The sequence below is a fragment of the Vibrio aerogenes genome, assembly GCF_024346755.1.
GTDB classification, from domain to species: Bacteria; Pseudomonadota; Gammaproteobacteria; order Enterobacterales; family Vibrionaceae; genus Vibrio; species Vibrio aerogenes.
In genome coordinates, this window is record NZ_AP024861.1 from 695,570 (window position 1) to 720,959 (window position 25,390).

Annotated in this window: 26 protein-coding genes; 10 read left to right on the forward strand and 16 right to left on the reverse strand. The window is 45.5% G+C overall.

Annotated elements, in window-relative coordinates; genetic code table 11:
• Positions 1–180: 180 nt before the first annotated feature.
• A complete protein-coding gene (gene tolC / locus OCV29_RS03210; protein WP_073603430.1) occupies positions 181–1,491 on the reverse strand; it encodes an outer membrane channel protein TolC in 1,311 nt (436 codons plus the stop codon).
• Between the two features lie 232 nt (positions 1,492–1,723).
• Here tolC and nudF point away from each other — a divergent pair, with 232 nt between their 5' ends.
• From nudF to parC, 6 genes are all read left to right on the forward strand, one after another.
• A complete protein-coding gene (gene nudF / locus OCV29_RS03215) occupies positions 1,724–2,353 on the forward strand; it encodes an ADP-ribose diphosphatase (RefSeq protein ID WP_073603429.1) in 630 nt (209 codons plus the stop codon).
• Entirely contained in the window at positions 2,341–2,796 is a 456-nt protein-coding gene (locus OCV29_RS03220; RefSeq protein WP_073603428.1) for a DUF1249 family protein, read from the forward strand. Before nudF ends, OCV29_RS03220 begins: the two co-directional genes overlap by 13 nt.
• Before the next feature lie 57 nt (positions 2,797–2,853).
• Positions 2,854–3,675, forward strand: coding sequence for a 3',5'-cyclic-AMP phosphodiesterase (gene cpdA, locus OCV29_RS03225; RefSeq protein WP_073603427.1), 822 nt, complete (start codon positions 2,854–2,856; stop codon positions 3,673–3,675).
• 5 nt (positions 3,676–3,680) lie between these two features.
• Positions 3,681–4,268: an esterase YqiA gene (gene yqiA / locus OCV29_RS03230; protein WP_073603426.1), complete on the forward strand. Its 588-nt coding sequence runs from the start codon at positions 3,681–3,683 to the stop codon at positions 4,266–4,268.
• 264 nt (positions 4,269–4,532) lie between these two features.
• Complete coding sequence (gene parE / locus OCV29_RS03235) at positions 4,533–6,413, forward strand: DNA topoisomerase IV subunit B (RefSeq protein ID WP_073603425.1); 1,881 nt, start codon at positions 4,533–4,535, stop codon at positions 6,411–6,413.
• Between the two features lie 5 nt (positions 6,414–6,418).
• On the forward strand, positions 6,419–8,683 hold the full coding sequence (parC, locus tag OCV29_RS03240; RefSeq protein WP_073603424.1) for a DNA topoisomerase IV subunit A: 2,265 nt from the start codon (positions 6,419–6,421) through the stop codon (positions 8,681–8,683).
• Between the two features lie 90 nt (positions 8,684–8,773).
• Here the strand turns inward: parC and OCV29_RS03245 are convergent, their stop codons facing one another.
• The 14 genes from OCV29_RS03245 to nadC all read right to left on the reverse strand — a co-directional run bounded on the left by OCV29_RS03245 (position 8,774) and on the right by nadC (position 19,594).
• Entirely contained in the window at positions 8,774–9,250 is a 477-nt protein-coding gene (locus tag OCV29_RS03245; protein ID WP_073603423.1) for a DoxX family protein, read from the reverse strand.
• On the reverse strand, positions 9,244–10,011 hold the full coding sequence (locus tag OCV29_RS03250; RefSeq protein ID WP_073603422.1) for an HvfC/BufC N-terminal domain-containing protein: 768 nt from the start codon (positions 10,009–10,011) through the stop codon (positions 9,244–9,246). Before OCV29_RS03250 ends, OCV29_RS03245 begins: the two co-directional genes overlap by 7 nt.
• Positions 9,995–10,903 (reverse strand): MNIO family bufferin maturase, encoded by a 909-nt coding sequence (gene bufB, locus OCV29_RS03255; protein ID WP_261887365.1) that lies wholly within the window; start codon positions 10,901–10,903, stop codon positions 9,995–9,997. Before bufB ends, OCV29_RS03250 begins: the two co-directional genes overlap by 17 nt.
• A gap of 8 nt (positions 10,904–10,911) precedes the next feature.
• The gene (locus tag OCV29_RS03260) at positions 10,912–11,187 is read right to left on the reverse strand and encodes a BufA1 family periplasmic bufferin-type metallophore (protein ID WP_073603420.1); all 276 of its coding nucleotides are present in this window, start codon (positions 11,185–11,187) and stop codon (positions 10,912–10,914) included.
• A gap of 84 nt (positions 11,188–11,271) precedes the next feature.
• Positions 11,272–11,463 (reverse strand): zf-HC2 domain-containing protein, encoded by a 192-nt coding sequence (locus OCV29_RS03265; RefSeq protein WP_073603419.1) that lies wholly within the window; start codon positions 11,461–11,463, stop codon positions 11,272–11,274.
• Positions 11,460–12,107, reverse strand: coding sequence for an RNA polymerase factor sigma-70 (locus OCV29_RS03270; protein WP_073603418.1), 648 nt, complete (start codon positions 12,105–12,107; stop codon positions 11,460–11,462). The genes OCV29_RS03265 and OCV29_RS03270 overlap by 4 nt, the downstream gene beginning before the upstream one ends.
• Before the next feature lie 277 nt (positions 12,108–12,384).
• Positions 12,385–12,588 carry a DNA gyrase inhibitor YacG gene (gene yacG, locus OCV29_RS03275; RefSeq protein WP_073603417.1) on the reverse strand — a complete coding sequence of 68 codons (204 nt, stop codon included), beginning with the start codon at positions 12,586–12,588 and terminating at the stop codon, positions 12,385–12,387.
• A 17-nt stretch (positions 12,589–12,605) separates the two neighbouring features.
• Complete coding sequence (zapD, locus tag OCV29_RS03280; protein ID WP_073603416.1) at positions 12,606–13,346, reverse strand: cell division protein ZapD; 741 nt, start codon at positions 13,344–13,346, stop codon at positions 12,606–12,608.
• Positions 13,347–13,378: 32 nt separating this feature from the next.
• A complete protein-coding gene (gene coaE / locus OCV29_RS03285; protein WP_073603415.1) occupies positions 13,379–13,987 on the reverse strand; it encodes a dephospho-CoA kinase in 609 nt (202 codons plus the stop codon).
• Positions 13,988–14,863, reverse strand: coding sequence for a prepilin peptidase (locus tag OCV29_RS03290; protein ID WP_261887366.1), 876 nt, complete (start codon positions 14,861–14,863; stop codon positions 13,988–13,990).
• Positions 14,864–15,098: 235 nt separating this feature from the next.
• Complete coding sequence (locus OCV29_RS03295) at positions 15,099–16,325, reverse strand: type II secretion system F family protein (protein ID WP_073603413.1); 1,227 nt, start codon at positions 16,323–16,325, stop codon at positions 15,099–15,101.
• A complete protein-coding gene (locus OCV29_RS03300) occupies positions 16,322–18,088 on the reverse strand; it encodes a GspE/PulE family protein (RefSeq protein WP_084193295.1) in 1,767 nt (588 codons plus the stop codon). The genes OCV29_RS03295 and OCV29_RS03300 overlap by 4 nt, the downstream gene beginning before the upstream one ends.
• The gene (locus OCV29_RS03305) at positions 18,089–18,529 is read right to left on the reverse strand and encodes a pilin (RefSeq protein ID WP_073603412.1); all 441 of its coding nucleotides are present in this window, start codon (positions 18,527–18,529) and stop codon (positions 18,089–18,091) included.
• 174 nt (positions 18,530–18,703) lie between these two features.
• A complete protein-coding gene (gene nadC / locus OCV29_RS03315; RefSeq protein WP_073603586.1) occupies positions 18,704–19,594 on the reverse strand; it encodes a carboxylating nicotinate-nucleotide diphosphorylase in 891 nt (296 codons plus the stop codon).
• Between the two features lie 208 nt (positions 19,595–19,802).
• Between nadC and ampD the strand changes: the two genes are divergently transcribed.
• The 3 genes from ampD (at position 19,803) to OCV29_RS03330 (ending at position 22,121) form a co-directional block, all read left to right on the forward strand.
• A complete protein-coding gene (ampD, locus tag OCV29_RS03320; protein WP_073603411.1) occupies positions 19,803–20,363 on the forward strand; it encodes a 1,6-anhydro-N-acetylmuramyl-L-alanine amidase AmpD in 561 nt (186 codons plus the stop codon).
• A gap of 102 nt (positions 20,364–20,465) precedes the next feature.
• Complete coding sequence (locus OCV29_RS03325; protein WP_073603410.1) at positions 20,466–21,272, forward strand: alpha/beta fold hydrolase; 807 nt, start codon at positions 20,466–20,468, stop codon at positions 21,270–21,272.
• A gap of 69 nt (positions 21,273–21,341) precedes the next feature.
• Positions 21,342–22,121: an SDR family NAD(P)-dependent oxidoreductase gene (locus OCV29_RS03330; protein WP_245796810.1), complete on the forward strand. Its 780-nt coding sequence runs from the start codon at positions 21,342–21,344 to the stop codon at positions 22,119–22,121.
• 18 nt (positions 22,122–22,139) lie between these two features.
• Here OCV29_RS03330 and OCV29_RS03335 read toward each other — a convergent pair whose 3' ends face one another.
• Entirely contained in the window at positions 22,140–24,107 is a 1,968-nt protein-coding gene (locus tag OCV29_RS03335; protein ID WP_139281559.1) for a metallophosphoesterase family protein, read from the reverse strand.
• A gap of 205 nt (positions 24,108–24,312) precedes the next feature.
• Here OCV29_RS03335 and OCV29_RS03340 point away from each other — a divergent pair, with 205 nt between their 5' ends.
• Positions 24,313–25,233 carry a hypothetical protein gene (locus OCV29_RS03340; RefSeq protein ID WP_084193293.1) on the forward strand — a complete coding sequence of 307 codons (921 nt, stop codon included), beginning with the start codon at positions 24,313–24,315 and terminating at the stop codon, positions 25,231–25,233.
• The last annotated feature ends 157 nt before the right edge of the window (positions 25,234–25,390 follow it).

Consider the following 25,390-nt stretch of genomic DNA (forward strand, 5'->3'; position numbering starts at 1 on the left):
AAACAAGTTTGTTGTGCTTCAGCACTTGCTGTGCAGTTTGTTTGCTCCACCAGACACATCCAGATGATCCGTTTATTTTCCAGATTGGTATAAGCGGAATTAGTATCAATTGTTTTCTGTTTTCGTCAATAAAAAGCCAGTCTTTCGACTGGCTTTTTAGTTTAAAATCAGGAAAGTTATTTATTTCTTCAGTCCTGCATTGATATCAACGATATCCTGTTCGTTCAGTGTACCGACAGACTGTCTCAGTTGTAATACACTGATAATATAATCATAACGTGCATCAGAAAGGTTTTTCTTCGCATTATAAAGTCTGCGGGTTGAATCCAGAACATCAACGATAGTCCGGGTTCCCACTTCAAACCCTGCTTCGGTTGCCTGCAAAGCTGATTTTGCAGATATCAGTGCCTGGTTATAAGCACGTATTGCGCCAATCGATGCATTAATATTGTTATAATTTGCCCTGACACTTTTCACAACACTCCGGTAAGTCGCTTCAAGTTGTTCACTTGCCTGAACCAAACCGTATTCTGCCTGTTTAGTCTCTGATGTAATTCTTCCACCTGTATACAAAGGCACAGATAAATCTAATCCCAGACTTAAATTATTAGCAGGATCATAAACATCATAATAAGTGTTTTTATCGTTGTACTCTTTCAGCAAATTGTAGTTTGCATTAAGTGACAACGTTGGCAGATTACCGGAATCAGCCAGTTTTATTTTATCCCGTGCAATATCCTGGCTGATACGTGCAGTCAGCAACGATAAATTTTTCGTTTGTGCATCTTTGAGCAGTTTTTCGACGGTTTCACTAATTTTTTTGGCTGAGAAGCGGTTTGTATCAAGAGAGCTTAAATCTTTGTGCTCTTCGCCGGTAATTTCCCGTATAGCTTCGTAGCTGTTGATCAGACTGTTTTCAGCCAGTACTTCATCTGCTAATACACTATCAAATTGTGCCTGAGCATCGTGAACATCTGTAATGGCGGATAAACCCACCTCAAAACGCTGTTTGGTCTGCTCCAGCTGTCTGGATACTGCGGCTTTTTCTGCCCGGACAAATGCAAGGTTATCTTTGGCTCTTAAAACTTCGAAGTATGCATTCGCGACCCGTAAAATCAGGTTTTGTTGTGTCGATGCATATTGAGAATCAACCTGTCTGGCATTCTTTTCTGCGGTATCAAGGTTGATCCAGCTCGAACGGTTATAGAGCGTTTGGGATAGTGCGACGCTTCCGGTAAACCGGGAACTGTCACCGGCGGTGATATTACTGTTAGTGATGTTGTAACCGGCAGACAGATTAATTTGAGGGAGCAGGTCTCCACGGGTTGACTGAATAGCCTCGTAGGCAGCGTCTCTTTCTGCAGCAGCGCGAAGCACTTGTGTATCATTGTGTTTCGCTAATTCATAAATATCAGCAAGAGTATCTGCCCAAACAGAGGTCACTATACTACTCAGGGCAATACCGATGCATAGATGGAGCCGTTTCTTCATTGTTCATTCCTATTTTTACAATAGTATCTGAGGTTGCGTACGACAGTTTAACTTAAATTAAAAAAAATTAGTTCGTTAGTTTGCTATTTTTCCAGTTAATTATCCAGCTGTATAGTAAATGATTTATTTTATTTTAAAAAAAATTATAAAAATTATACAAAAAGTTGAGCTGTATCCTTGGTTTGGTGTGGTATATGGTTAAACTAATGCACTTCGTCGGAGAAAATGGCATATGCAATCACCTAAAAATATTCCTGGGCAGTTTTCTGCTAAAGATTTGGATGTGGTCAAAAAAGAGACACTCTTTCACGGCTTTTTCAAAATGGTGAAGTATTATTTCAAATATAGAAAGTTTGAGGGTGGATGGAGCAGGGTTGTCGAGCGGGAATTGTTTCTGAGAAAAAGAGCGGCAGCAGTTCTTCCCTATGATCCCCGGACCGATCAGGTTGTATTAATCGAACAAATCCGGGTAGGGGCTTTAGAGCACGATCATCCATGGCAGCTTGAGATTGTTGCCGGTATTGTTGAAGAGAATGAGTCGCCGGAAGCATTAGTCAGACGTGAGGCTGTTGAAGAAGCAGGAATGGATATTCAGCGCCTCGAGAAAATAACGTCTTATTATCCGTCATCCGGAGGTTGCAACGAAATACTGGATGTCTTCATCGGCGAAATTGATGCCTCTTTGGCAAATGGTATTCACGGGCTTGATGATGAAGATGAGGATATTCAGGTCCATGTGGTCAGCCGGGAAGAGGCTTACGACTGGGTTAGAAATGGCAGAATTGAAAACGGGGCTTCGATTATTGCCCTGCAATGGCTGGAATTAAACCGGAGAGAGATCAGGGAGCAATGGCAGGAATAGTCACACAAAGAGCTTATCATGTTGATTTGCCTGAGTTGATGCGGGTCTATGAAACAAACTATGCAAAGCTGAATGCATTGTTACTATCAGATCCTGAAGTTGATGACATCCGTTGTTATCAGGCTCAATGTGTCAGGTATCAACTTGAAGTGATAGAAATCACAAAATTCACGACTCTGGTTAAAATTTGTCAAAGTGATGAAGTGACAGTATTTCCATTGCCCACAATGTCTGTCAGGCTGTACCACGATGCCCGTGTTGCAGAAGTGTGCCAGACTGAGCAGATGTATCAGTTTAAATCCCGTTATGATTACCCAAACAAGAACATGGCTCAGAAAGATGAAAAAGCCCAGATCAATCGTTTTTTAGGGGACTGGCTGACATTTTGTCTTAAATTTGGAATAAGCCGGGCACCCATCACATTGGGAAACAGCCGGTCTTAAATGAAGGCCGTCTTAAACGAAGTCCGTTTAAATAAAGATAGAAACAGGTGCGTAGATTTGGATATATCGCTTTATTCTGAACCAGGTGAAACTGTCAAGCTCATTCAGATTACCGACACTCATCTTTTTTCGTCAGATGAAGGGTGCTTATTGAGTGTCAACACAGCGGATAGCTTCAAAACTGTTGTCGAAGAAATTATCGGCAGAAATGTTGAGTTTCAGGCAATTCTCGCAACTGGTGATATTTCTCAGGATCATACGGATGCTTCGTATCAGCGTTTTGCTGATGGGATTAAAGACCTGAAGAAGCCTTGCTTATGGCTTCCGGGTAACCATGACGAAAAATCTTTAATGAGTCATGTTCTGCCCAGTCCGCAAATTTTCCAGCCTCAGCATGTTGAAATTGGTGCGCACTGGCAAATCGTACTACTTGATTCGCAGGTGACAGGCGTCCCTCACGGGCGTGTTTCCGATGAACAACTGGCTTATCTGGATGAGGTGTTATCCCGGACCTCTGACAAACATACTTTGGTTCTGTTACATCATCATCCTCTGCTGGTCGGGAGTGCATGGCTTGACCAGCATTCTTTGAAAGACCGGGATAAATTCTGGCAAATCATTCATCGCTACCCTCACGTCAAAGCGATTTTGTGCGGTCATGTTCATCAGGTCATGGAACGCGATTATTATGGGGTCAAAGTCATGTCAACCCCTTCGACATGTGTCCAGTTCAAACCTGGTTCTGATGAATTTTCTTTAGATCCTGTGTCTCCTGGCTGGCGTGAGCTTGAGTTACATCCTGACGGCCAGCTGACGACTTGTGTCAGCCGTCTGGAAAACGGGTTGTTTTTACCAGATTTCAGTGCGAACGGTTATTAATATCGATGAAGCAAAAATCTTCAATGCTGTTGTATATTCATGGCTTCAACAGTTCTCCCAAATCTCAGAAAGCAACGATACTGACGCAATATTGCCGGACACACTACCCACACATTAAAGTGGTGACGCCAAAGTTACCGGTTTTTCCTCTTGAAGCCGTCAACTATCTTTCTGCTTTGATCGGGCAATATCAGCATGAGTATCATATTGGTTTGGTTGGCAGCTCGTTAGGTGGATATATGTCCATTTGGCTTAACTCTCTGTTTCAGCTGAAAACTGTTTTGGTCAACCCTGCGGTTCGTCCCTATGAGTTGCTGGTGGACTATCTTGGAGAACAGGTCAATCCATATACTCATGAACATTATTTTCTGGCCCCCCATCATATTGACGAGTTACGCTCGCTTGATGTGAGTGATATTCAGTCTCCTGACCAGTTTTTATTGCTGCAGCAAACCGGTGATGAGGTATTGGACTATCGGCAGGCTGTCGCAAAAATGTCTCACTCAAAACAAATTGTGGAAGAGGGCGGAGACCATAGTTTTGTTGGTTTTGAACGTCATTGCGGCACTATTTTGCAATTTCTGGCGCTGTAGCTTTTAATTTTGTTTTTGCATGAGGGGTGCTTTTTGAGCCGAAGCACATTTCAGTTTACATTCACCATAAACATGAGGGAAATGTCATAAATTGTTACAGGAGTTAACCTCACTCCTTGACAGATGGTATTCTCTTCCAGACTATGCTTGTGTTTTTCTCCGGCTGTTTCGGTGGTCCGGAAAAAGATTCATTGGGATATTTGACCTGAAAAGGTATATCCTGACAGCAAAATTTTAAATCATTGAGTATAAGCATTCCGAAATATGACTGAACAATATAATGCTGGGGCCATTGAAGTTCTTAATGGTTTAGAGCCAGTACGTCGTCGGCCGGGCATGTATACGGATACGGTACGACCCAATCACTTAGGCCAGGAAGTCATCGATAACAGTGTCGATGAAGCGTTAGGCGGATTCGCGACTAAAGTCCAGGTGATCCTTCATGCAGATCAGTCTCTGGAAGTGATTGATGACGGGCGGGGTATGCCTGTTGATATTCACCCGGAAGAGAAGGTGTCCGGCGTTGAGCTGATCCTGTGTAAATTACATGCCGGCGGAAAATTCTCGAATAAGAATTACCAGTTTTCCGGTGGGCTGCATGGTGTTGGTATTTCGGTCGTTAACGCTTTATCCAAACGCGTTGAAGTCAGTGTGAAGCGGGATGGTCAAGTCTACGAAATTGCTTTTGAACACGGTGATAAAGTGTCTGACCTGACGGTAACCGGAACATGTGGTCGCCGGGCCAGAGGAACCCGGGTGCATTTCTGGCCGGATGCAACTTATTTTGATTCTGCGAATTTTTCAGTGACCCGTCTGGTCAATAATTTGCGGGCAAAAGCCGTGTTATGTCCGGGGCTTGAGATTACTTTTGAAGATAAAGTGAATCAGGAGAGCTACCGCTGGTTTTACGAAGATGGTTTGAAAGATTACCTTGCTGATGGTGTCAAAGGGTATCCATTATTGCCTGAAGATCCTTTTACCGGAGAGTTTTCCGGAGACTCAGAAACCGCAACCTGGGCGGTGATCTGGCAGCCTGAAGGCGGTGAATTGATCACGGAAAGCTATGTCAACCTGATTCCGACCCCTTCCGGCGGAACCCACGTGAATGGTTTACGTCAGGGATTGCTGGATGCCATGCGTGAGTTTTGTGAATACCGGAATTTGCTACCCCGTGGTGTCAAACTGACGGGGGATGATATCTTCGAGCGTTGTTCTTATGTGCTCTCCGTGAAAATGCAGGATCCTCAATTTGCCGGACAAACAAAAGAAAGATTGTCGTCACGGCAGTCAGCTGCATTTGTTTCTGGCGTGGTGAAAGATGCGTTTAGTTTGTGGCTGAATGAGAAGCCTCAGGTTGCTGAGTTACTTGCTGAGTCCTGTATTGCCAACGCACACCGCAGAATGCGTGCCAGCAAAAAAGTAGTCCGGAAAAAAGTTGCTTCCGGACCAGCTTTACCCGGCAAACTGACGGATTGTACGGTACAGGATCTCAGCAGAACAGAACTCTTCCTGGTGGAAGGGGACTCTGCGGGCGGAAGTGCCAAACAGGCTCGGGATCGTGAGTTTCAGGCGATTATGCCGCTTCGTGGAAAAATTCTGAATACGTGGGAAGTTTCTGTTGACCAGGTGCTTGCCTCGCAGGAAGTACATGATATTTCTGTTGCGCTTGGAATTGACCCGGATAGTGATGATCTTGAAAAGCTACGGTACGGAAAAATCTGTATTCTGGCTGATGCAGATTCCGATGGACTGCATATCGCCACGCTCTTGTGTGCGTTATTTACCCGCCATTTCAGCGCATTGGTGCGTGAAGGTCATGTTTATGTGGCAATGCCGCCACTCTACCGGATTGATTGTGGCAAAGAAGTTTTTTATGCACTGGATGACCAGGAAAAAGATGGCATTCTTGAGCGTTTAAGCAAGAAAAAAGCAAAAATAAATGTACAGCGCTTTAAAGGTCTGGGCGAAATGAATCCGCTTCAGTTGCGTGAGACAACGATGGATCCGAATACCCGGCGTCTGGTCCAGCTGACTATTGATGATTCAGAAGCAACCAATGAAATGATGGATATGCTGCTGGGTAAAAAGCGGGCTGATGATCGTCGCTCATGGTTACAAAATAATGGCGATCTGGCTGAGGTATAGAAATTATGGCGACAGAAATCAGTTATGACGGCGTAGAGCAGCTGCCGTTACGAAAGTTTACCGAAGATGCTTACCTTAATTATTCTATGTATGTCATCATGGATCGGGCTTTGCCATACATTGGCGATGGTCTTAAGCCGGTTCAGCGGCGAATCATTTATGCGATGTCGGAGCTGGGTTTATCCGCTTCGTCAAAGTATAAAAAATCTGCCCGTACTGTGGGTGATGTTTTAGGTAAATATCACCCACACGGTGATTCTGCATGTTATGAAGCCATGGTTCTGATGGCTCAGCCGTTCTCGTATCGTTATCCGTTGGTTGATGGTCAGGGAAACTGGGGGGCACCGGATGATCCGAAATCATTCGCAGCCATGCGTTATACCGAAGCCAAATTATCTAAGTTTGCTGAACTGTTGCTGGGTGAACTTGGACAGGGAACGGTTGAATGGCAGCCTAACTTTGATGGCACCATGCGTGAACCTCAGATGCTACCGGCACGACTGCCCCACATTCTCTTGAATGGGGTCACCGGTATTGCGGTCGGGATGGCGACAGATATTCCTCCGCACAATGTCAGGGAAATCGCAGATGCGACCATTCATCTGATTGATCAGCCGAAAGCTGAACTGCCGGATATCATGCAGTTTGTGCAGGGGCCTGATTATCCGACTGAAGCAGAGATCATCACGCCACAGAATGATATTGAAAAAATTTACCGCACGGGCCGGGGCAGTATCAAAATGCGGGCCGTCTGGCATAAAGAAGGCGGTGATATTGTGATTACATCGCTGCCACATCAGGTTTCCGGCGCTAAATTGCTGGAGCAGATTGCCAACCTGATGCGGGCAAAAAAATTACCAATGGTTGAAGATCTGCGTGATGAATCGGATCATGAAAACCCGACCAGGATTGTTATCGTACCGGCGAAAAAACGGGAAAACTGTGATGTTTTGATGGATCATCTGTTTGTTTCTACAGATCTGGAGAAAAGCTTTCGGGTGAATCTCAACATGATTGGTCTGGATAAGCGCCCGCAGGTAAAAGGGTTGGTTCAGATTTTATCTGAATGGATTGAATACCGCCGGACGACTGTCAGAAAACGTTTGCAACATCGTCTCGATAATGTGCTGAAGAGACTGCATATTCTCGAAGGTTTACTGGTTGCTTACCTGAATCTGGATGAGGTGATTGAGATCATCCGGACTGAAGATGAACCAAAAGCCGTTCTGATGTCCCGTTTTGGTATCACAGAGATTCAGGCTGATGCTATTCTGGATACCCGCTTACGCCATCTGGCGAAGCTGGAAGAGATGAAGATTCGCGGTGAGCAGGATGAACTGGAAAAAGAGCGGCAAAAACTGGAACAGTTGCTCGGTTCTGAAAGACGCCTGAATACGTTGTTGAAGAAAGAAATCAAAGCGGATGCTGAGAAATATGGCGATGATCGTCGTTCTCCGCTGGTTGAGCGTTCTGAAGCGAAGGCGCTGACAGAAAGAGATCTGGTCCCGAGTGAGCCGGTAACCGTGGTGCTTTCTGATAAAGGTTGGATCAGACATGCAAAAGGTCATGATGTCGATTGTGAAGGACTGAATTATAAATCAGGTGACAGCTATCTGGCACATGCGTGTGGTAAAAGTAACCAGCAAGCGGTCTTCTTTGGCAGTGACGGCCGGTCTTATTCGCTGGAAGCTCATACTTTGCCTTCAGCCCGATCACAGGGCGAGCCAATTACCGGGCGGTTAAATATCGCTCAGGGGACGACGATCCGGCAGGTCATCATGGGTGAGGATGATCAATTATGGCTTGTTGGTTCCGATGCAGGGTATGGATTTGTGTGTAAAGGTTCAGACTTGTTGTCGAAAAACCGCAGTGGAAAGGCCTTGGTCAATTTACCTGCGAATGCAGAAGTCATGACACCCCATGTAGTTGAATCCCTTGATACAGATGAAATTGTAGCGATTACCAATCAGGGCCGGATGTTGATTTTCCCGATTAAAGACTTACCGCAATTGAGTAAAGGAAAAGGGAATAAGATCATCAATATTCCGGCGGCGAAAGCGAAAGAGCGGGAAGAGTTTGTCTCTCACCTGATTGCTTTGCCGCAAGGTGCCTCGATGACGATGTATGCCGGAAAACGTAAACTGGGTCTGAAACCGGAAGATCTGGACAATTTCCGTGGAGAACGAGGCCGGCGTGGTGCTCTGTTGCCAAGGGGATTACAGCGGGTAAGCCGGATCGATGTTGAGCCGGTGGACACAGCGTCTGAATAATCCGGAGTAAAACATATAAAGCCGTGCTTCGTTTTACGTCGCACGGCTTTTTTGTTGGTTATACTGGTATCAGGTATCAGGTATCAGGTATCAGGGGATTCTGCGCGAAGGAAATAAATAATCCAGCGCAAATTGTCCGCCTCCCCGAATCATCAGGATTAAGCTGAGGGCAAGCCATGTTGCGTGAGTTGCATACGCATCCGGGTAGACAAATATCTGAATGACCAGCGTCATCACGAAAATACCCAGCGCTGCAAATTGTGTCATCAATCCCATCAGTAATAATACCGGAAGTACATGCTCGGCAAGAGTCGCCATTTGCGCCGCCAGTGTGAAAGGGATAAACGGCAGATTATATTCATGCTCGAACAAATATAAGGTACTGTCTTTTAAAACCGGCCAGCCAAGCTGGATATTTCCGGGGATCATCAGATTCAGGGAAAATCCGTCAACTTTGGTTTGGCCTGAAAGCCAGAATACTGAAGCGAGTGCAAATCGCCCGGTAAACAGCGCTACTGACTCTATCCATTGCGAGCTCAGAATGGTTCTGAATGGATTGATTAGCATGGTAAATCTCCCTGAAGGTAATGGATCGCCTTGATGATCGGCTTTTGAATGATGTTGGCGAACATGCCGGATAAGCTTTCCTCATCGAGATGAGCACATGCTTGCGAAAATGAACGCCCAAGCAGGAACTGTGACAGCATATGCCACTCTTCTGCAGAAACCTGATAGAAATGGCCATATAAATTATTTTTTGTCAGTAATAAATATTCAGGTTCCTGCCAGTGAATGGTTGCTAAACTTTTGTCGGTTTCTGAATTATGGGCGTGATAAATTTCACCTACAGCATAAGTTGTTTTCCACAGGAGAATATTAGTTGTCAGTTCCCATTGCGTCTGAGTCGGATCATTGAAGCTCATGATCTTTTGCTGAATATCTTCCGGTGACATGGTTTTGTCTTCAGCGGCATGGGTGAATTGCAGCAGTTGATATTCCAGCCGGGCAAGCTCATTCAGATAAGGTACTGTGGCTAATTCAGAAAATTGCGAGATAAAATTTGCAAACCCTTCTCCATATTGACTTAATACCGGACTGGATGGTGGATTCTTTTGAATATATTGATAGGCCAGTGCATCAAAACATTGTGAACCAACCAGCATTTTACAAACCGGATATATCTCTCCCAGTGCTTCTGTCAGCGAACTGAAAACATTATTACGATAGATGGATAAACGAATCTTTTTTTCACGGCTCGAATGCGCTTCCATGTACTTCAGCATATCGTCCTGATTAAGGAGAATTGACTGACTAAAGTGATGTTGCATGGTGACCTCCGTGTTGTTTGATCTGGATATCCCGGCGGATTTGATCTGCCTGACATGCCTGAAGTCGCAGTGTTTCAAACTCAGGCAGCTGCCCATCCCACTCTATCAGTGTGGGCCGATCTCCGGATAATTCCAGGGTGTATTGATAGAGTTGCCAGACATCGTCGGATACCTCACGATCATGGGCATCAATTTTGAGCGGCACCGCTTCATTCTGGTCTAATGCGTAACCTGCCAGATGAATTTGAGAGACATCCCGGAGTGGAAAATGACGGATATAGTCATAAGGGTCCTGTCTGTGATTAAAGCACGACACTTCAACATTATTGACGTCGAGTAAAAGCTGGCAGCCAGTTCGCTGAACGATTTGATGAATAAATGTATTTTCATCCATGGTGCACTCAGTGAACCTGAAATAGGTGGAAGGGTTTTCAAGTAGTATGGCCCGCTGCAGTCGTTCCTGAATCTGATCAATATGATCACAAACCTGTTGTAGTGTTTCTTGTGTATAAGGCACCGGAAGTAAGTCATTCAGGAAATGGTCCGAGTGAGTCGACCAGGCCAGGTGTTCTGAAAAAACCACAGGATTAATCCATTCCACAAGCTTTGCCACCCGCTCTAAATGTGCTTGATCTAACGGAGCTTTCCCGCCGATTGATAGCCCGACACCATGAACCGTGATTGGGTAGTGTTCCCGGATTTTTTCAAGGTAATGAATTGCAGGTCCGCCCGGAGACAGATAGTTCTCTGCATGTATTTCGAAAAAACCGACCTGAGGCCGGTTTTCCAGAATGGTCTGAAAATAGCAGGGTTTCAGACTCACGCCGGATCGTGCCGGGAACACCGGAGACACTGTTCTGCCTCCGGCGTTGATGAAAACAGGCTGACTCATAGGTCACCTTAAAATGCTTTGAGCTGACCGTGACCAGTCGGAGAGGTCGGGGATTTCATGTCCATGCAGGTTCCTTCAGGAACCAGCTTCCATGCATTGCCCTGATAATCTGTTTTTGAAGTCCCCGCGCAAGATGTACCCGGACCGGCTGCACAATCATTTTGTCCTGCAAGCGCAACGCCATAACATTTTTCTTTGCCGCCTGCATGTGCAGGTAATGTTGCAGCAGAAAGGGAAACCGCAGTTGTTAAAGCAAGTGCCAGAGATGCTGTAGATTTATTCATGGTGTATTCCTCACTAGATTGTTTGTTTATTCCATTATTCGACGGGCGACTCTATGAAAGTATTACACCTGAAACCAAATTTTTTTATTTTTCTGAGTTATTATTTTTTTCTTTTACATAACTTATTGAAATATTTCTGAGATCTTTCATTTGTCTGCCAAAGCGGTTGCAACCCGCACACATTGCAGTATGGACCCGAAGTGCAATTTTTTCTCTGGCTGATAACGAGCGTTCCATTTGTTCAGAAAGCAGTCGGGTTGCTTGTTTACAGTTCATGATGATTTCTCCTGCAGGTACCAGTTATTTTCCAGACACTCTCTGAGTCTCAGGCGTGCCCGGTATAAAGTAACGTTCAGATGATTGGCCGAAATGGTTTCATTATGACAAATCTCTGATGACTCAAGTTCGAGAAATTCCCGCATCATAAACAGACGGCTGTAGCGTTCCGGAAGTGCGTTCAGGCAGGTTTCAAATACCCGCCAGAAATGTTCGCTTTCGATACCGGAATCGGGTTGCTGCCATTTCACCGGACGTTCATGCTTATGCCAGTGGCCGTTTTTAGTAAAGAGTTGCTCCATGAGATCTTCTTCGTGGCCACAATAGCCATCAGAACAATGACCGGACTCAAGCTGGCTGGCTGCTGTCGTGCGTTTTTCCTTTCTCAGTAAATCAATTAATTTGTTTTTCAATATGGCAAAAATCCATGTTTTTAAGGCAGCCTGACGTTCAAATTTATCGATGTGTTGGTAAGCGGCGATGATGGCTTCCTGAACTGCATCTTCGGCCAGATGCTCATCCTGGATTTGTAAAATGGCAAATTTCACCATTTGCCTTCTCAGGGATTCAATAAAACCGGCATCATGAAAAATAGCTTTCCCTGATATATCTGATGACTGAATACTTGCATTAATTTGTGTCATGACTCATCTCTTAGGGCGTGACATGTATTGGGTAAGTGTATAGTAAGTCACCGTAATAAACGAAGCTCAGGTCGATTATAATATGCGCAAACTACAACAAGTGCAGGACGCAGAGCCGTCGTATTGTGATGATTTTTTGAGTTTGAATGTTCAGACGAAAGAAGTGGATAAATTATTACAGTTCGAAAGAAAAAAATCAGGTGAATGACAGAGAATCAACAACCCCAAGTGACCTGTTGCATGATGGGAGATCATTTGGGGCTATTGCAGGGATCATTTATACGGACGTATGGTCCTCTGTCCAGCCGTCCACATCTGACATATCCGGCGCGCCGGGAATCGAGTTTTCTTCATTAGCCCATGTGCCAAAATCGATCATTTGGCATTTCTTACTGCAAAAAGGACGAAAGGGGCTTGCCTCACTCCATTCTACAGCTTTGCTACAGTGAGGACATTTTACAAGGGTGACTTTTTTACTCATAAACTTTAATGGTTCCGTTAACTACAAACAGCCAGTTCAAAATGAACATCCCGGGTGCAGGCCTGAGTGGATTCGAATTCGATAAATTTTATCGCAAAACGATTTTTATGTCCCGATATCATTGGATAGACACCGTATTCAAGGGGAATATTCAGCCGGAGTATATTGGCCTCTTCAGCATCACTTTGGAAGAAGCCTTCATAAGCGGTATGGGCATTAAAATGCCCGGTTTCTCTTGCCAGTTTCAGCCAGAGATGTAATGCAGCCGCGAGTGGGTGCAATGATTTCATCCAGACTTGTGCATCCCTCTGTTTATCATCCGCTGGCAGGCGAAGCCAGTAGTGCAATGCAGGTAAGTCAAAGCAGCATGAACCACCGGGTAAATTAAAGCGTTGACGGATTGTGGTCAGGAACCGTTCATCTTTCAGCTCGATGCCAAATCTGTCGGCATTGATCAGATTGGTGTGGATTTCATCAATTTCTGTCAGCAACGTCTGAAGGACTTGCTGATCAACGCCATCCACATTCATCCAGTTACGGTAAATGTTTTTCTGTTTTTCGACATCCTTTGCCAATTCATTGCGTAGCTGAATTTGCTCAAAAATGTCCAGAAGATCAAAAAGTGCCCGGAAAAATAGCTGATGTTGGTATTGATTACTAAATTGAGACGCCGCATGGAGCTGTGCCAGCAAAGCCTCAACTCTCAGATAAATACGAGTTTTCTCGTTTAAAGGATGTTCAAAGTAATGCGTAGTCATTTAGCTAGCCTTAATTACCGATATATCTATTCTCACAAATTTTTACTGATAATTGCCAGATACTTTTGGTGCAATTCTGTGACACGGGACAAAAGTTCATTGTTTTTTGTATCATTTTTAATCACATCATTGGCGATAGCAAGACGTTCAGCGCGTGTTGCCTGTGATGATAAAATATTCAGAGCCTGTTGCCGGCTGACTCCATCGCGTAACATCACCCGATCGATCTGTGTTGATTCACTCACATCAACAACGAGTATTCGTTGCGCCAGATATTGCAGCTGATTTTCAACCAATAACGGAACGACCAGTAATGCATAAGGGGATGAGACCTGACTGAGTGACAACTGCATTTTTTCCCGGATCATGGGGTGAAGTAGTTGATCCAGCCATTGTTTCTCTTCAGGATAAGTAAAGATGATTTCACGGAGTTTTGCCCGGTTCAGTGACCCGTCATCGAGAATTATTTCATGACCAAACCGGTTTTTGATGGCGTCCAGCCCCGGAGTATCTCTGGCAACAACTTCTCTTGCAATGATATCTGCATCGACAATATCTATTCCGAAATTGCGGGAAAACAGTTCCGCAACCGTAGTTTTTCCGCTGGCTATCCCGCCAGTGAGTCCAACAACAAAAGTCATTTATCCTCCGGCTCCGGTGAGAATGACTGAATACCAGCGCAGAATATCTGCACCCCAAATCAGGCCAAGCCAACCGGCAATGGCTAACGAGGGGCCAAAAGGGAATCCCTGACTGATATCATTTTTCTTCATGAGTAAAAAAACTAATCCAAACATAATGCCGATGATCGAGGCAATAAAAATGATAATCGGTAACATTTGCCAGCCCATCCAGGCTCCGAGTGCAGCAAATAGCTTGAAGTCCCCGTATCCCATGCCTTCTTTTCTGGTTAATAGTTTGAATAACCAGTACACAGACCAAAGGGATAAATACCCGGCTATTGCGCCGGTGACTGCTGAGCTCAAAGAAACCGGGGAGATGTCCAGTAGGGCAGACAAAATGCCTCCCCACATCAATGGCATTGTGATGGAATCGGGTAATAACATGGTATCCAGGTCGATCATCGCGGCTGCAATGAGCGAGAAAGTTACCATGAGCAGAGCTGCTGTATATAAAGTCATACCTGAGTGAAGGGCAATCATACAGCTGGCGATGGCTGAAACCAGTTCAATCAGAGGATACCGGACAGAAATTTTTGCCTGACAATCAGCGCATTTTCCCCGCAGCAGCAGCCAGCTTAATACCGGGATATTATGCCATGGCCGGATGGGATGATGGCAGTGAGGACAAAACGAATGAGGCCGGCTCAAACTGACAGGTCTTTCTGAAATCTGAATATCATATTCAGGAAATGTTTCCGCAAAATCCTGTTTCCAGGTCAGAGTCATCATTTGTGGTAAGCGATAGATAACGACATTCAGAAAACTACCAATAATCAGTCCGAATATGGTAACAAACAGAGGAAATAGCCAGGGATAAAAATAGAAAGCGTCCATTAAATGTTCTCAGTATGATGATTTTTTCTTTATTAAGAGCTTCAGTCTCTTCTGTTACACCCAGCCAATAAGCACCTCAGACTGTGTGATACCAAACGAAGTCATTTTCTGATCTGGATATGTCTGGCAGAGCAAACACATCCGGATGATCAGTTAATTTTCCAGATTGGCATGAGTAAATTTCAGGCTAAATCAGGCTGTTTTTAAAACAGTCAGTTCATTTGCCCCAAGTATACTATCCCACGATGGTCATTAAGTTAAATAAAGGTAAATACATCGCGATTATCAATCCGCCAACGATCACACCCAGAAGTATGATGATGAATGGCTCAATGAGCTGACCTAAATGATCGACCATTTGATCGATTCTGCATTCATAATGTTCGGCAACCCGGGAGAGCATATCATCCAGATTGTCAGATTCTTCCCCGACCATCACCATCTGAATCATAAATTCAGGAAAGCACTGGGTTTGCCTGAGTGCCGTATAAAGGGGTGTTCCGCCAGAGACTTGCTGTATGACTCGTGTAAATGCATGCTCATAATACATGAGGCCCGCGACGTGCTGTGCGTTTTGTATACTTTCCAGAATGGGAATTCCACAATGGTAGCAGCTTGCAAGCGTTCGGCAACAGCGAATCAAGGCGGTTTCTGTGAATAATTTTCCAAACACCGGTAAATACACAATGAATTTTTCGGTGATTAACCGGCAGGTGGAAATATGGCGGTAGAGTAGCCTGAGGAGGGTGATTGTCAGCAATGACAGAAAGAGGAACAACAGTGTGTGCCGTTGCATTTGGTGGGATAAAGACAAAACCTGTCGGGTGAACCATGGCAATGATGCATCGAACTGGCGGAACATCAGTTCAAACTTTGGCATGATGGTCGTCAGCATCAGCCAGGCGAGAAGAGTCGCACTGATGATAACGACACAGGGATAAATTGCTGCTTTTACTGTTTTTGCCCGGATGTGTTCTTTTCGCTCCTGATAATGGGCCAGTTGTTCAAATGTTTTATCCAGCTGTCCCGCTGCTTCTCCTGCCCTTATCAGGCTGATATAAACAGGATTGAAAATGGCTGAGGTGTTTTCGAAGCTTTCAGCCACCGACATACCTTGAGCAACCTGACCATGCAGACTTCGCAGCAGCCGCTGCATGACCGGTTTTTGGGATTGTGCAGCAAGTAAACTCAGTGCATCCGGAAGGGGGAACTCAGCGGACAACATGGTCGCAATCTGCCGGGTCAGATAAGTGATATCCTGTGGTGTGATTCTGCTGCGGATCCTTTCCAAAGGATTCATAGGGGCCAGATATAAATGAGTGATGACAAGCTTTTGTTGCTGGATCAGAGAAAATGCCTCTTCCTCTGTGGCAGCCCAGAGGTAGCCCTGGTGTTTGCCGTGTGTTGGATTAAGATTGACCCAGCGCCAGCGTTTCATCGCCGGAGTTTTCGGTTCTGTCATCTCTTATCCTTTTGATATGATTCGGGAGATTCTAAAACCCGGCAGAGCTCTTCCAGAGAAGTCAGCCCCTGTTCAACTTTATGTATACCATCCTGCCATAAGGTGTAGCTGGTTTCCGGGAGTGAAACGGCCTGATTGTTATGATTGGGATATGGGTGATAGCCGGGATATAAGCGATGTCTGGTATTTAAGTTATCCTGGGAATATAAGTTATCCCTGGTATGTGAGTTGTCGCTTTCATGGATATGATTTTCGTGAAAGGGTACGAGCATTTCAAAGATGCCGATACGCCCCTGATATCCACCGATACAGGCATGACATCCTTTCGGATTTGCCTTAAACAGAACGGTGTCTGTGTTGAACTGGCTGGGCATCGCTGGTGGTTCGGTTGCAGGCTGTTTACATAAAGGGCAGAGTCGCCGGACAAGACGTTGTGCCACAATCAGTCTGATTGCAGCGTTGAGCAGATATGATTCAAATCCCATTTGCTGCAGTCTGACAAATGTTGCCTGAGCAGAGTTTGTATGAAGCGTTGAAAAAACCAGATGACCAGTCTGAGCCGCCCGCATCGCAATGGTTGCAGTTTCTTTATCCCGGATTTCACCGACCATCATGATATCAGGATCCTGACGGAGCATTGCTCTGAGCACCTGACTGAAATTCAGCCCGATCTTTTCATTCACTTGTATCTGATTAATACCGGACAGGGATATTTCAACCGGATCTTCTACCGTGGATATATTTTTTTCATCGTTGTTAAGTTCATTAAGTGCTGAATACAGAGTCACTGTTTTGCCACTGCCGGTTGGACCGGTAATGAGGATAATTCCCTGTGGTTGATGAATCGATTGCTGAAAGAGATCGATCTGGTACGGTGTAAAACCCAGCTGTTCAATGTCCAGCATTTGCTCTTTGATATTGAGCAACCGAATCACTATCTTTTCTCCCCAGTGTGCCGGGAGTACCGAGACCCGCAGATCAATGTCGGTTTTATCTTCGGTGGTGAATTTAATCCTTCCATCCTGTGGCAGACGGCGTTCGGCTATATTCAGCTCTGCCAATACTTTGATGCGTGACGCGAGTCGGCGGCTGATGTTGTGTGGTGGCGCATGTGTTGTGATCAGGATGCCGTTAAGCCGCATTCTTATTCTGTAAGTAAATTCATAGGGTTCAAAGTGAATGTCAGAGGCTTTTTGTTGCCAGGCTTCATGCAGAATCTGGTTTAAATACTGGCTGACAGGATGGCTGTCATTTCGGGACAATGATGATTCATAAGTACTTTCTTCTTCACGAATTTGCGATTCAAGCTGTTGTTTTGAGTTGTCTTTCTTCGTGTGTTGGTGGCGTAGTGATCGCAAAGCAATTTGTAATTCGTCTGCATGACACAATACCAGTTCGATATGTAGTCCGGTCGCAAACTGAAAATCTTCTCTGAGCTGCGGGACGGAAGGATCACCGGCAGCAAGTACCAGCCATTCATCTTTGACTTCAACCGGAACCGCCTGATATCTCAGTGCTAAGTTAGTGATATTGAGCTGGCGGCAAAATTTCTCATACGGATGATTTTCCAGCCGGATCCGGCGAACTTTGAGTTGATTGGACAGAAAATCCGCCAGGGTTTCTGCAGAGATAACGCCTGAAGCGATTACCGCTGTATATGCGCTGACTGATTGCGCCTGCACCTGAGTCCCGAGTTCCTCTGCCTGTGCCTGAGATATATATCCGCCAGCGTACAATAATTTTAATAATGGAGCTGTCATCATTTATCCTGCGGTTAGTTCCGGACAATTTTTCACGTTTTCCAGTGCGTTCTGTGCACATGCCCAGCCCGCATCCTGTTTCAGCCACTGGACTTTTTTGCCATCGAGTGAGCTGTTGTGATTGAATTCAAAGATTAAAGTACCCAAGGCTGAATTCTGACTGTCTGGTGTCAGACTCAGGGTGCCGAGAGTGCTCATTGTGGCGGTTGCCCCTAAGTCACTCATGTCTGTATCTGCAGGAAACTGTCCGTTTTCCTGAATAAATAAGTCAATATTGGTCGTCAGGGCACTTGCAGTGCTGATACCAACAGTCAGTTCCGATTTGCGGATATAGTGCTGGTAAGCGGGGATAGCGATAGCAGATAGAATACCGATGATCGCGACGACGATCATCAGCTCAACCAGCGTAAAGCCCTGCCATGGAAGAAAACAGTACTTCTTCATAGTCATTAGTCCTTCGAATTATCGGGAGGAGGAATGACAATAGCGGGCAACGGGGAAAAGCACCAAAGCAGAAGATGAATGATCCGGAAAGAAAAACGAACTGCCATTCATCATTGACAGTTCGTATACAGAAAATCGCGATCAGATTAACGCTTTTAAGCGATTAAAAGGTCTTTATTCCTGAAAGCGCATGGATAAATCGAGCGCCTGAATATGCTTGGTTAATGCGCCGACGGAGATGTAATCAACACCAGTCGATGCAAAATGATAGAGTGTATCCAGCGTCACATTTCCTGATACCTCTAAGGCAGCACGGCCCGCATTAATTTTGACGGCTTCAATCATCATTTCCCGGGTAAAATTATCCAGCATGATGATATCCGCTCCCGCTTCAACCGCAGTGCTCATCTCATCCAGAGATTCAGTTTCTATCTCGACCGGTTTATCCGGATTTAACCGTTTTGCCGTTTCAATCGCCCCGGCAATACCGTGACAGGCAATAATATGATTTTCTTTAATCAGATAGGCATCAAACACGCCGATCCGATGGTTATAGCCACCACCGCAAGCCACCGCATATTTCAGCGCATTGCGCAGGCCAGGAATTGTTTTTCGGGTATCGAGTAATTTACAGCCGGTTTCTTTGATACAGGCGACATAGGTCGCGGTTTGTGTCGCACAACCTGATAACGTCTGAATGAAATTCATCGCATTTCGCTCTCCGGTCAGCAGCAACCTTGCCGGGCCTGTGAGTTGACAGATCTTCTGGTTGGCCTGAACCGGATCACCATCTTGTACAAACCATTCAATTGTCACTTGTCCGCCAAGTTGCCGGAACACTTCTTCAGCCCATGCCTGTCCACAAAAGACACCATCTTCACGGGTGATCAAGATCGCTGTATTTTGTTGCTCCGCAGGAATCAAAGATGCGGTAACGTCGCGGTCCGGATCCAGGATGCCACCGAGATCTTCGAGCAGCGTTTCTCTGACTGAGCGGGCAATATCATCCGGGAGTTGTTTGCGCAGATATTCAAGGCGCGCCTGACTGTTATGACTGTTTTTCATTGCAATAAGTGACTGACTCTGATTTAAACAAAGTGGCATAATACGCTGACTGAATCTGAAATTCAGCTGCTTATTTACTTATTTCTGTATATACCTGACCAGCCTCTTGAGGTTGCATAGCGATAGACTGAAAAAGCTGAATTTTTGCGTAAAAATAACTATTGATCCCGGATAGAAGCCGCAACTGATCCCGGACAGAAGGTGTAACATGATCGATCAAAATGGCTGGTATACACAGGCTAAACATATTCCGTCTCCCTTCTTTGATGCCCGTCAGCCCGGTGATGAGATTTCGCTGTTGGTCATTCATTGCATCAGCCTGCCACCGGGTCAGTTTGGTGGCCCGTATATTGAGCAGTTTTTTACCGGTAAGCTTCATGCGTCTGTGCATCCTTTTTTTCAGGTGATTGAAAATATGCAGGTATCGGCGCATTGTGTCATTCAAAGAGATGGCACGGTAGTTCAGTTTGTTTCATTTCTGGACAGGGCATGGCATGCCGGGGTGTCATCGTTTGCCGGGCGTGAGCGCTGTAATGATTATTCCATTGGTATTGAGCTGGAAGGGACAGAGTTCACCGCTTATACCGACGCACAATATCAGTCTTTGATGTCATTAACCCGCTCACTCCGGCACCACTTTCCGCTGATAACCCGTCAGCGTATTACCGGGCATCAGTTTATTGCTCCCGGCAGAAAAACGGATCCCGGCCTGAGTTTTGACTGGCGGCGTTACCTGAGTTGTTTGTCAGATAGTGATTTTCGGAATTAGATATTTTCCGCAGGACTTTTAAAACCTGAGCAGGAATAATCCTGCTGACAAAATCTGACATCACCGATAGTTAGACTTGACATTTCGGGTCAATATTTTTGAATGAAAGGTCAGAATGCAATGAAAACAACAGGTTATATTCTTCAGGATGGTGGGAAGATTTACTATGAAATGTCAGGGAACCCCGATGGTCAGCCGTTACTGATGATGCATGGTGGGTTAGGGTGTAGTGATGACATGGAAGTGATGATGCCCTGGTTATCTGCCGCATATCTGATGCTCCGGATTGATTTTCGCGGCCATGGACATTCCACGCTGGGGGATGTCCCTTTGAGCTATGCTCAGTATCAGAAAGACGTGGAAGCGGTTCTGGCGCATTTAAATATTCACCAATATGTGGTTTTTGGGTTCAGTGATGGCGGGACCGTCGGTTATCGACTGGCTATTGTACATCCGGAACAGGTTCAGCGCCTGATCACATTGGGGGCACAGTGGCGTCTGGAAAAAGATGACTCATCGATAGAAATGCTGAAAGGCCTGACAGCAGAGATGTGGTTGCAGCGTTATCCGGATGATGTGGACAAATACAATATTTACAATCCTGATCCTGATTTTAAGCGCCTGGTTTCACAGGTGAAAGCTCTATGGCTCGACCGTTCAGCGGCCGGGTATCCTTATCAGTCAGTCGAATATATTCAGTGTCCGACGTTGGTCATGCATGGAGAAAATGATTTTTTGTTTTCACTGGATGAGGCCGTTGAGCTCTATCACCATATTCCGGACTGTCATTTTGCCAATATCCCGCTGACGGCGCATGCTGCACATCAGGAAGCTCCGGGACTTGTTGGCACGATGTTGAATGACTTTCTGTTGGCTGATCTCTCCGGTACAGACAGATTTTGCGATTGATAAAATTGAAACTGCGTTTTAAAAATGAGAAGATCGCAACTCTTTTTCTGATACTATCAACAGGATGACATGATGCTCAACGATCTTTGCAATAAACGGGTGATTATCACCGGTTCCACCGGTGGCATTGGTCTGGCGACCGCTCAATATCTGGCTAAAGCTGGTGCGCACGTCACACTGACTTCTTACCGTCAGCATGATGATATAGAGGCTACATTAGCTGAGCTGAATCGCCTTGATGGCTCTGCAAGTTTCCATCAGGTCGATTTTGCTGATGATGCGGCATGTGAACGCTTTGTGGGTGAGTTTGTTGCGTTGCATGGCGGGATAGATATTTTGATCAACAATGTCGGTGGCTTGGTTGATCGTAAAAATACGGATGAGATTGATGCCGGATTTTTTGATGATGTGGCTTATCTGAATATGCGCTCTGCGCAGACGATGGTCCGGTTAGCGCTCCCTTATCTGAAACAGTCTGCTCTTCAGGAAAACTGGTCAGCATCTGTGATTAATGTTGGTTCAATTGCCGCCGATTCCGGTGGTGGTCCTGGCGCTTCTTTATATGCGGCTTCAAAAGGGTGGTTGCACAGCATTAACCGCGCATGGGCCAAAACTTACGCGAAGGATCATATCCGTTTTAATGTGGTTTCTCCGGGGACGGTCGATACCGCGTTTCATGCTGACAAAGATGAAGCGGCCAAAGCGCGTATCAGCAAAGGTATTCCGATGGGACGGCTGGGCACGGCAGAAGAAATGGCACCTACATTTGCCTATCTTGCCTCACATGAAATGTCCGGTTATATCACAGGTCAGGTCATTCATATTAATGGTGGTCAATACATGGCTTAAACGCTGTGACGGGTCAGGTCAATCAAACTGGCGGTCTTTATCGCTTTTGAAGAACCTGACCTTTTTTCCATGGGGCAACAATTGCGTGATTTGACTGGGTGCACCCTTGTCATCAAGCGTAACCAGACCCACCCCGGCACCATTGAGCAACCGCTCTCCCTTGCTTCTCTTTTCCGGTTTATAAGGTGCAACCCACATGCCGCGCCGTTTGGTCAGCAGGTTTAACGGTGACCATGGGGCATACAGCCAGCGGTTGAACCGATCAAACCAGCTCAGCAACTTGTCCGGAAATTCATTGCGAAAACCACTGCTGGTGATCTGCCAGATATCCGGACTGCTTTTTAAGCCTTTGACTTCGATATGGTAAGCAAAAGAGTAGTGTACATCACCGGAGAGGATAACAAAGTTTGCCGGAGTTTTCGGGTGTTTAAACAGGTTCATCAAAGCATATGCCGAGCCGGGATGCGCCATCCAGTTTTCTGCATCCACCATCAAAGGTTGACCAAACCATGTAAACACCTTTTGCACCGCTTCAATCAGCTTCACGCCAAAAATAGGCGCCGGAGACACCAACAATACACTTTCACGATCAATCAGCTCACGCTGTAATTCGGTTAACGCTTCCCAATCCATCAATCCTGAAGGCTGATGTAAACTGCGTTCTGAACGCCAGCGGCGGGTCCGGGTGTCTAAAACGACCAGCGCCGGATTGGTTTCCCAGACATAGTGCCACTGATCGTAGCGAAACAGCTCATCCAGAAAGTGATCATGAGCGGACTCACCCGGATGCCTGATAGCCTGATTAAACCGGGTTATGAAAGCTGCATCAAACTGCTTCGGGTTGTTGCCCCAGCCCTGAAACAAAAAATAACCCATCAGGGCATTGCCGATAATTCGTTTTGAGATCGGATGTCCATAAGCTGATTTTTCCCATCCGGCGGTCAGGTTCCAGTCATCCGTGACATCATGATCATCGAACATCATGGCACAGGGCAGGTGAGCCATGACTCTTCGGGCCTTTTTCAGATGGGTTTGAAAGCAGACAATGCTTTCCAGTTCATGTTGGTAGGTCTGTTGTTGGTCTGCACTCAGGCCTTCTGGCACCGTGAGATCGACAAATGCCCATAATTCCGGTGACCAGACCAGTAAATACATGGCGGCGATTTCACTGAATGTCATCAAATGATTATGAGCGGTATCACTGGTAAATATTGGTTTTCTTGCACCAGCGAAGAACTGGTCTCTGACCGACTTCGCCAGAGGGGTCCGTGGCAGGATGGTTTCACGGGTGTAATACAGTGGATCTTTGTGATGTAACCTGGAAAAATTATCCGGATGATCCGCCGCGATTGATTCATCCTGTAAACCAAGTAAACGAATGATCTGATGGATCGCATATAGCATCGGACCGGCAACATCATCGGCATAGATTTGATCGCCCGACATGACCAACAGGGCCGGCCATTGTTTCCTCTCTGTGTGAGCTAATAAGTCGTCCGCAACCGCAAGACCATCACCGCAATCCACTGTATCCGGATCAATCTCACTACGGTGATGGGGTTTACGGCAAGATCCATGGATGAGTGAACGTATCCGGGGCTGATAAACAAAGCCCGGCGATGATGCATTGTGATAGCTGACAGAGCGATGCCATTCATCCAGTGGCACAGATTGCCCGTTTGAGTCAGCCAGTGAGAGTGAGTAATCGATGTAATCCCCTTCATGAAGGGAAGATTCAAATTCTATCGTGACCAGGCTGACCCAAAGGTTCGTGCCGATGCTGATTGTTTGGACCTGCTGCGTGGCGGGTAAAATGTCGCCATTGCGTTGACAGTGAATGTGAATCTGAAAATCATCTGAACAAGCCAGCCAGAAACAAGCAGATACAGCATCGGATTTGCGCAGGATAGGACCGGCAACGACTGGTGGTAAGGTATCTGATGTGTTTTTGACATGTCTGCTATGATGATCTTCGGTATCGTTCATCGTCATTTTGCCCCTGACGTTTGTTTTTATTCACCTTTTAAGGCTAACACTGGTCACACCGGAGTGCCAAAGTAAAAAAATTGAAAATAGCAGAATCATATTTATGGAATAAGTATCACAAAGTAAGATTGAATAAAAAACCGATAGCATTTTATATGTCATGATTCGGTTATTTTATATTCACTTCATACATAAGAGATTTTCAATGAATTTCCGGGCTTACTCCTTCATTTCTGTTGGCGCGGTTTTATCCGCCGTTTATACCTGTCATGCATATGCTGCAGACTCCATTCGTCCTTATAAAACAGAGCAACAAAAGGTGGTTTACCAGCGATATAGCAATCACCCTGCAAAGACCTTATCTGGCGCAAAAGCCGAAGATTTTGAACTGCTTTATAAAGGTGACTTTGCCGTCGGTGCTTCTTCGGGGAATTACTACTGTAATGCTGAAAAGCTGCCTTCAGGACTCGATACCCAATCTGCACGCATTCTGGATAATTTTCTCGTTACAAATGTCGGTTCGTTTGCGTCATGTAAGCGAACGGTCGATATTGATCTGGAGAATTTTCAGGCTTTAAATCATCCATTTTTCCGAAATGGCGATACCATTTTGCTGGTCACCGGTGAAGTTTTAAAAGGTGCTGATGGCAAAACCTTTAAAAGTGCTTTCGGTCAGGGATATGATGCAAAACATTATTTTTATGTCGCGAAAGATACGGTCACTATTCCTTATCAGAAGCAGGTTAAACTGTATGATGAGTGTAGTGGCTGGGCCGCCGTCGATAATAAAAGCTACTATTCAGGCGAGGCGCGTGGTGATGTCGATGCAGCCAGTTTTAAATGTCTGACGTTTAATGCTTCAGCGGATAAAAAGGGATTTCTGATTGCAGGAAAACGAAGCCTGAAATTTCCTTCGGATGTGAATATGAAAGCGCTCAAAGTGCTTCAGGATAACTTTATTACCGATGGTCATTATGTCTGGTTTGCCGGCATTTCACCTTATTTCTTCAAGGGGATTCAGGCGAAAACAGCTCAGGTCAAAGGGATGACGATCTCCGATGGGCAGCAGCGCTGGCGCTGTGAAAACTCACAAACGGATGATCAGCCCATGTGTGAAAAACAGTAATCAGGTACGATAAATTCATTTTTTCAGAATCAGGTGGTGATGCACCTGATTCATGCCTCATCGTTTATCATTTCCTGCTTTTCATAATCAGGTTTCTGAAGTCAATTCAACTGCCCCGGTGATTGAATTCAACAACATATCAGGACAATGATAAAAA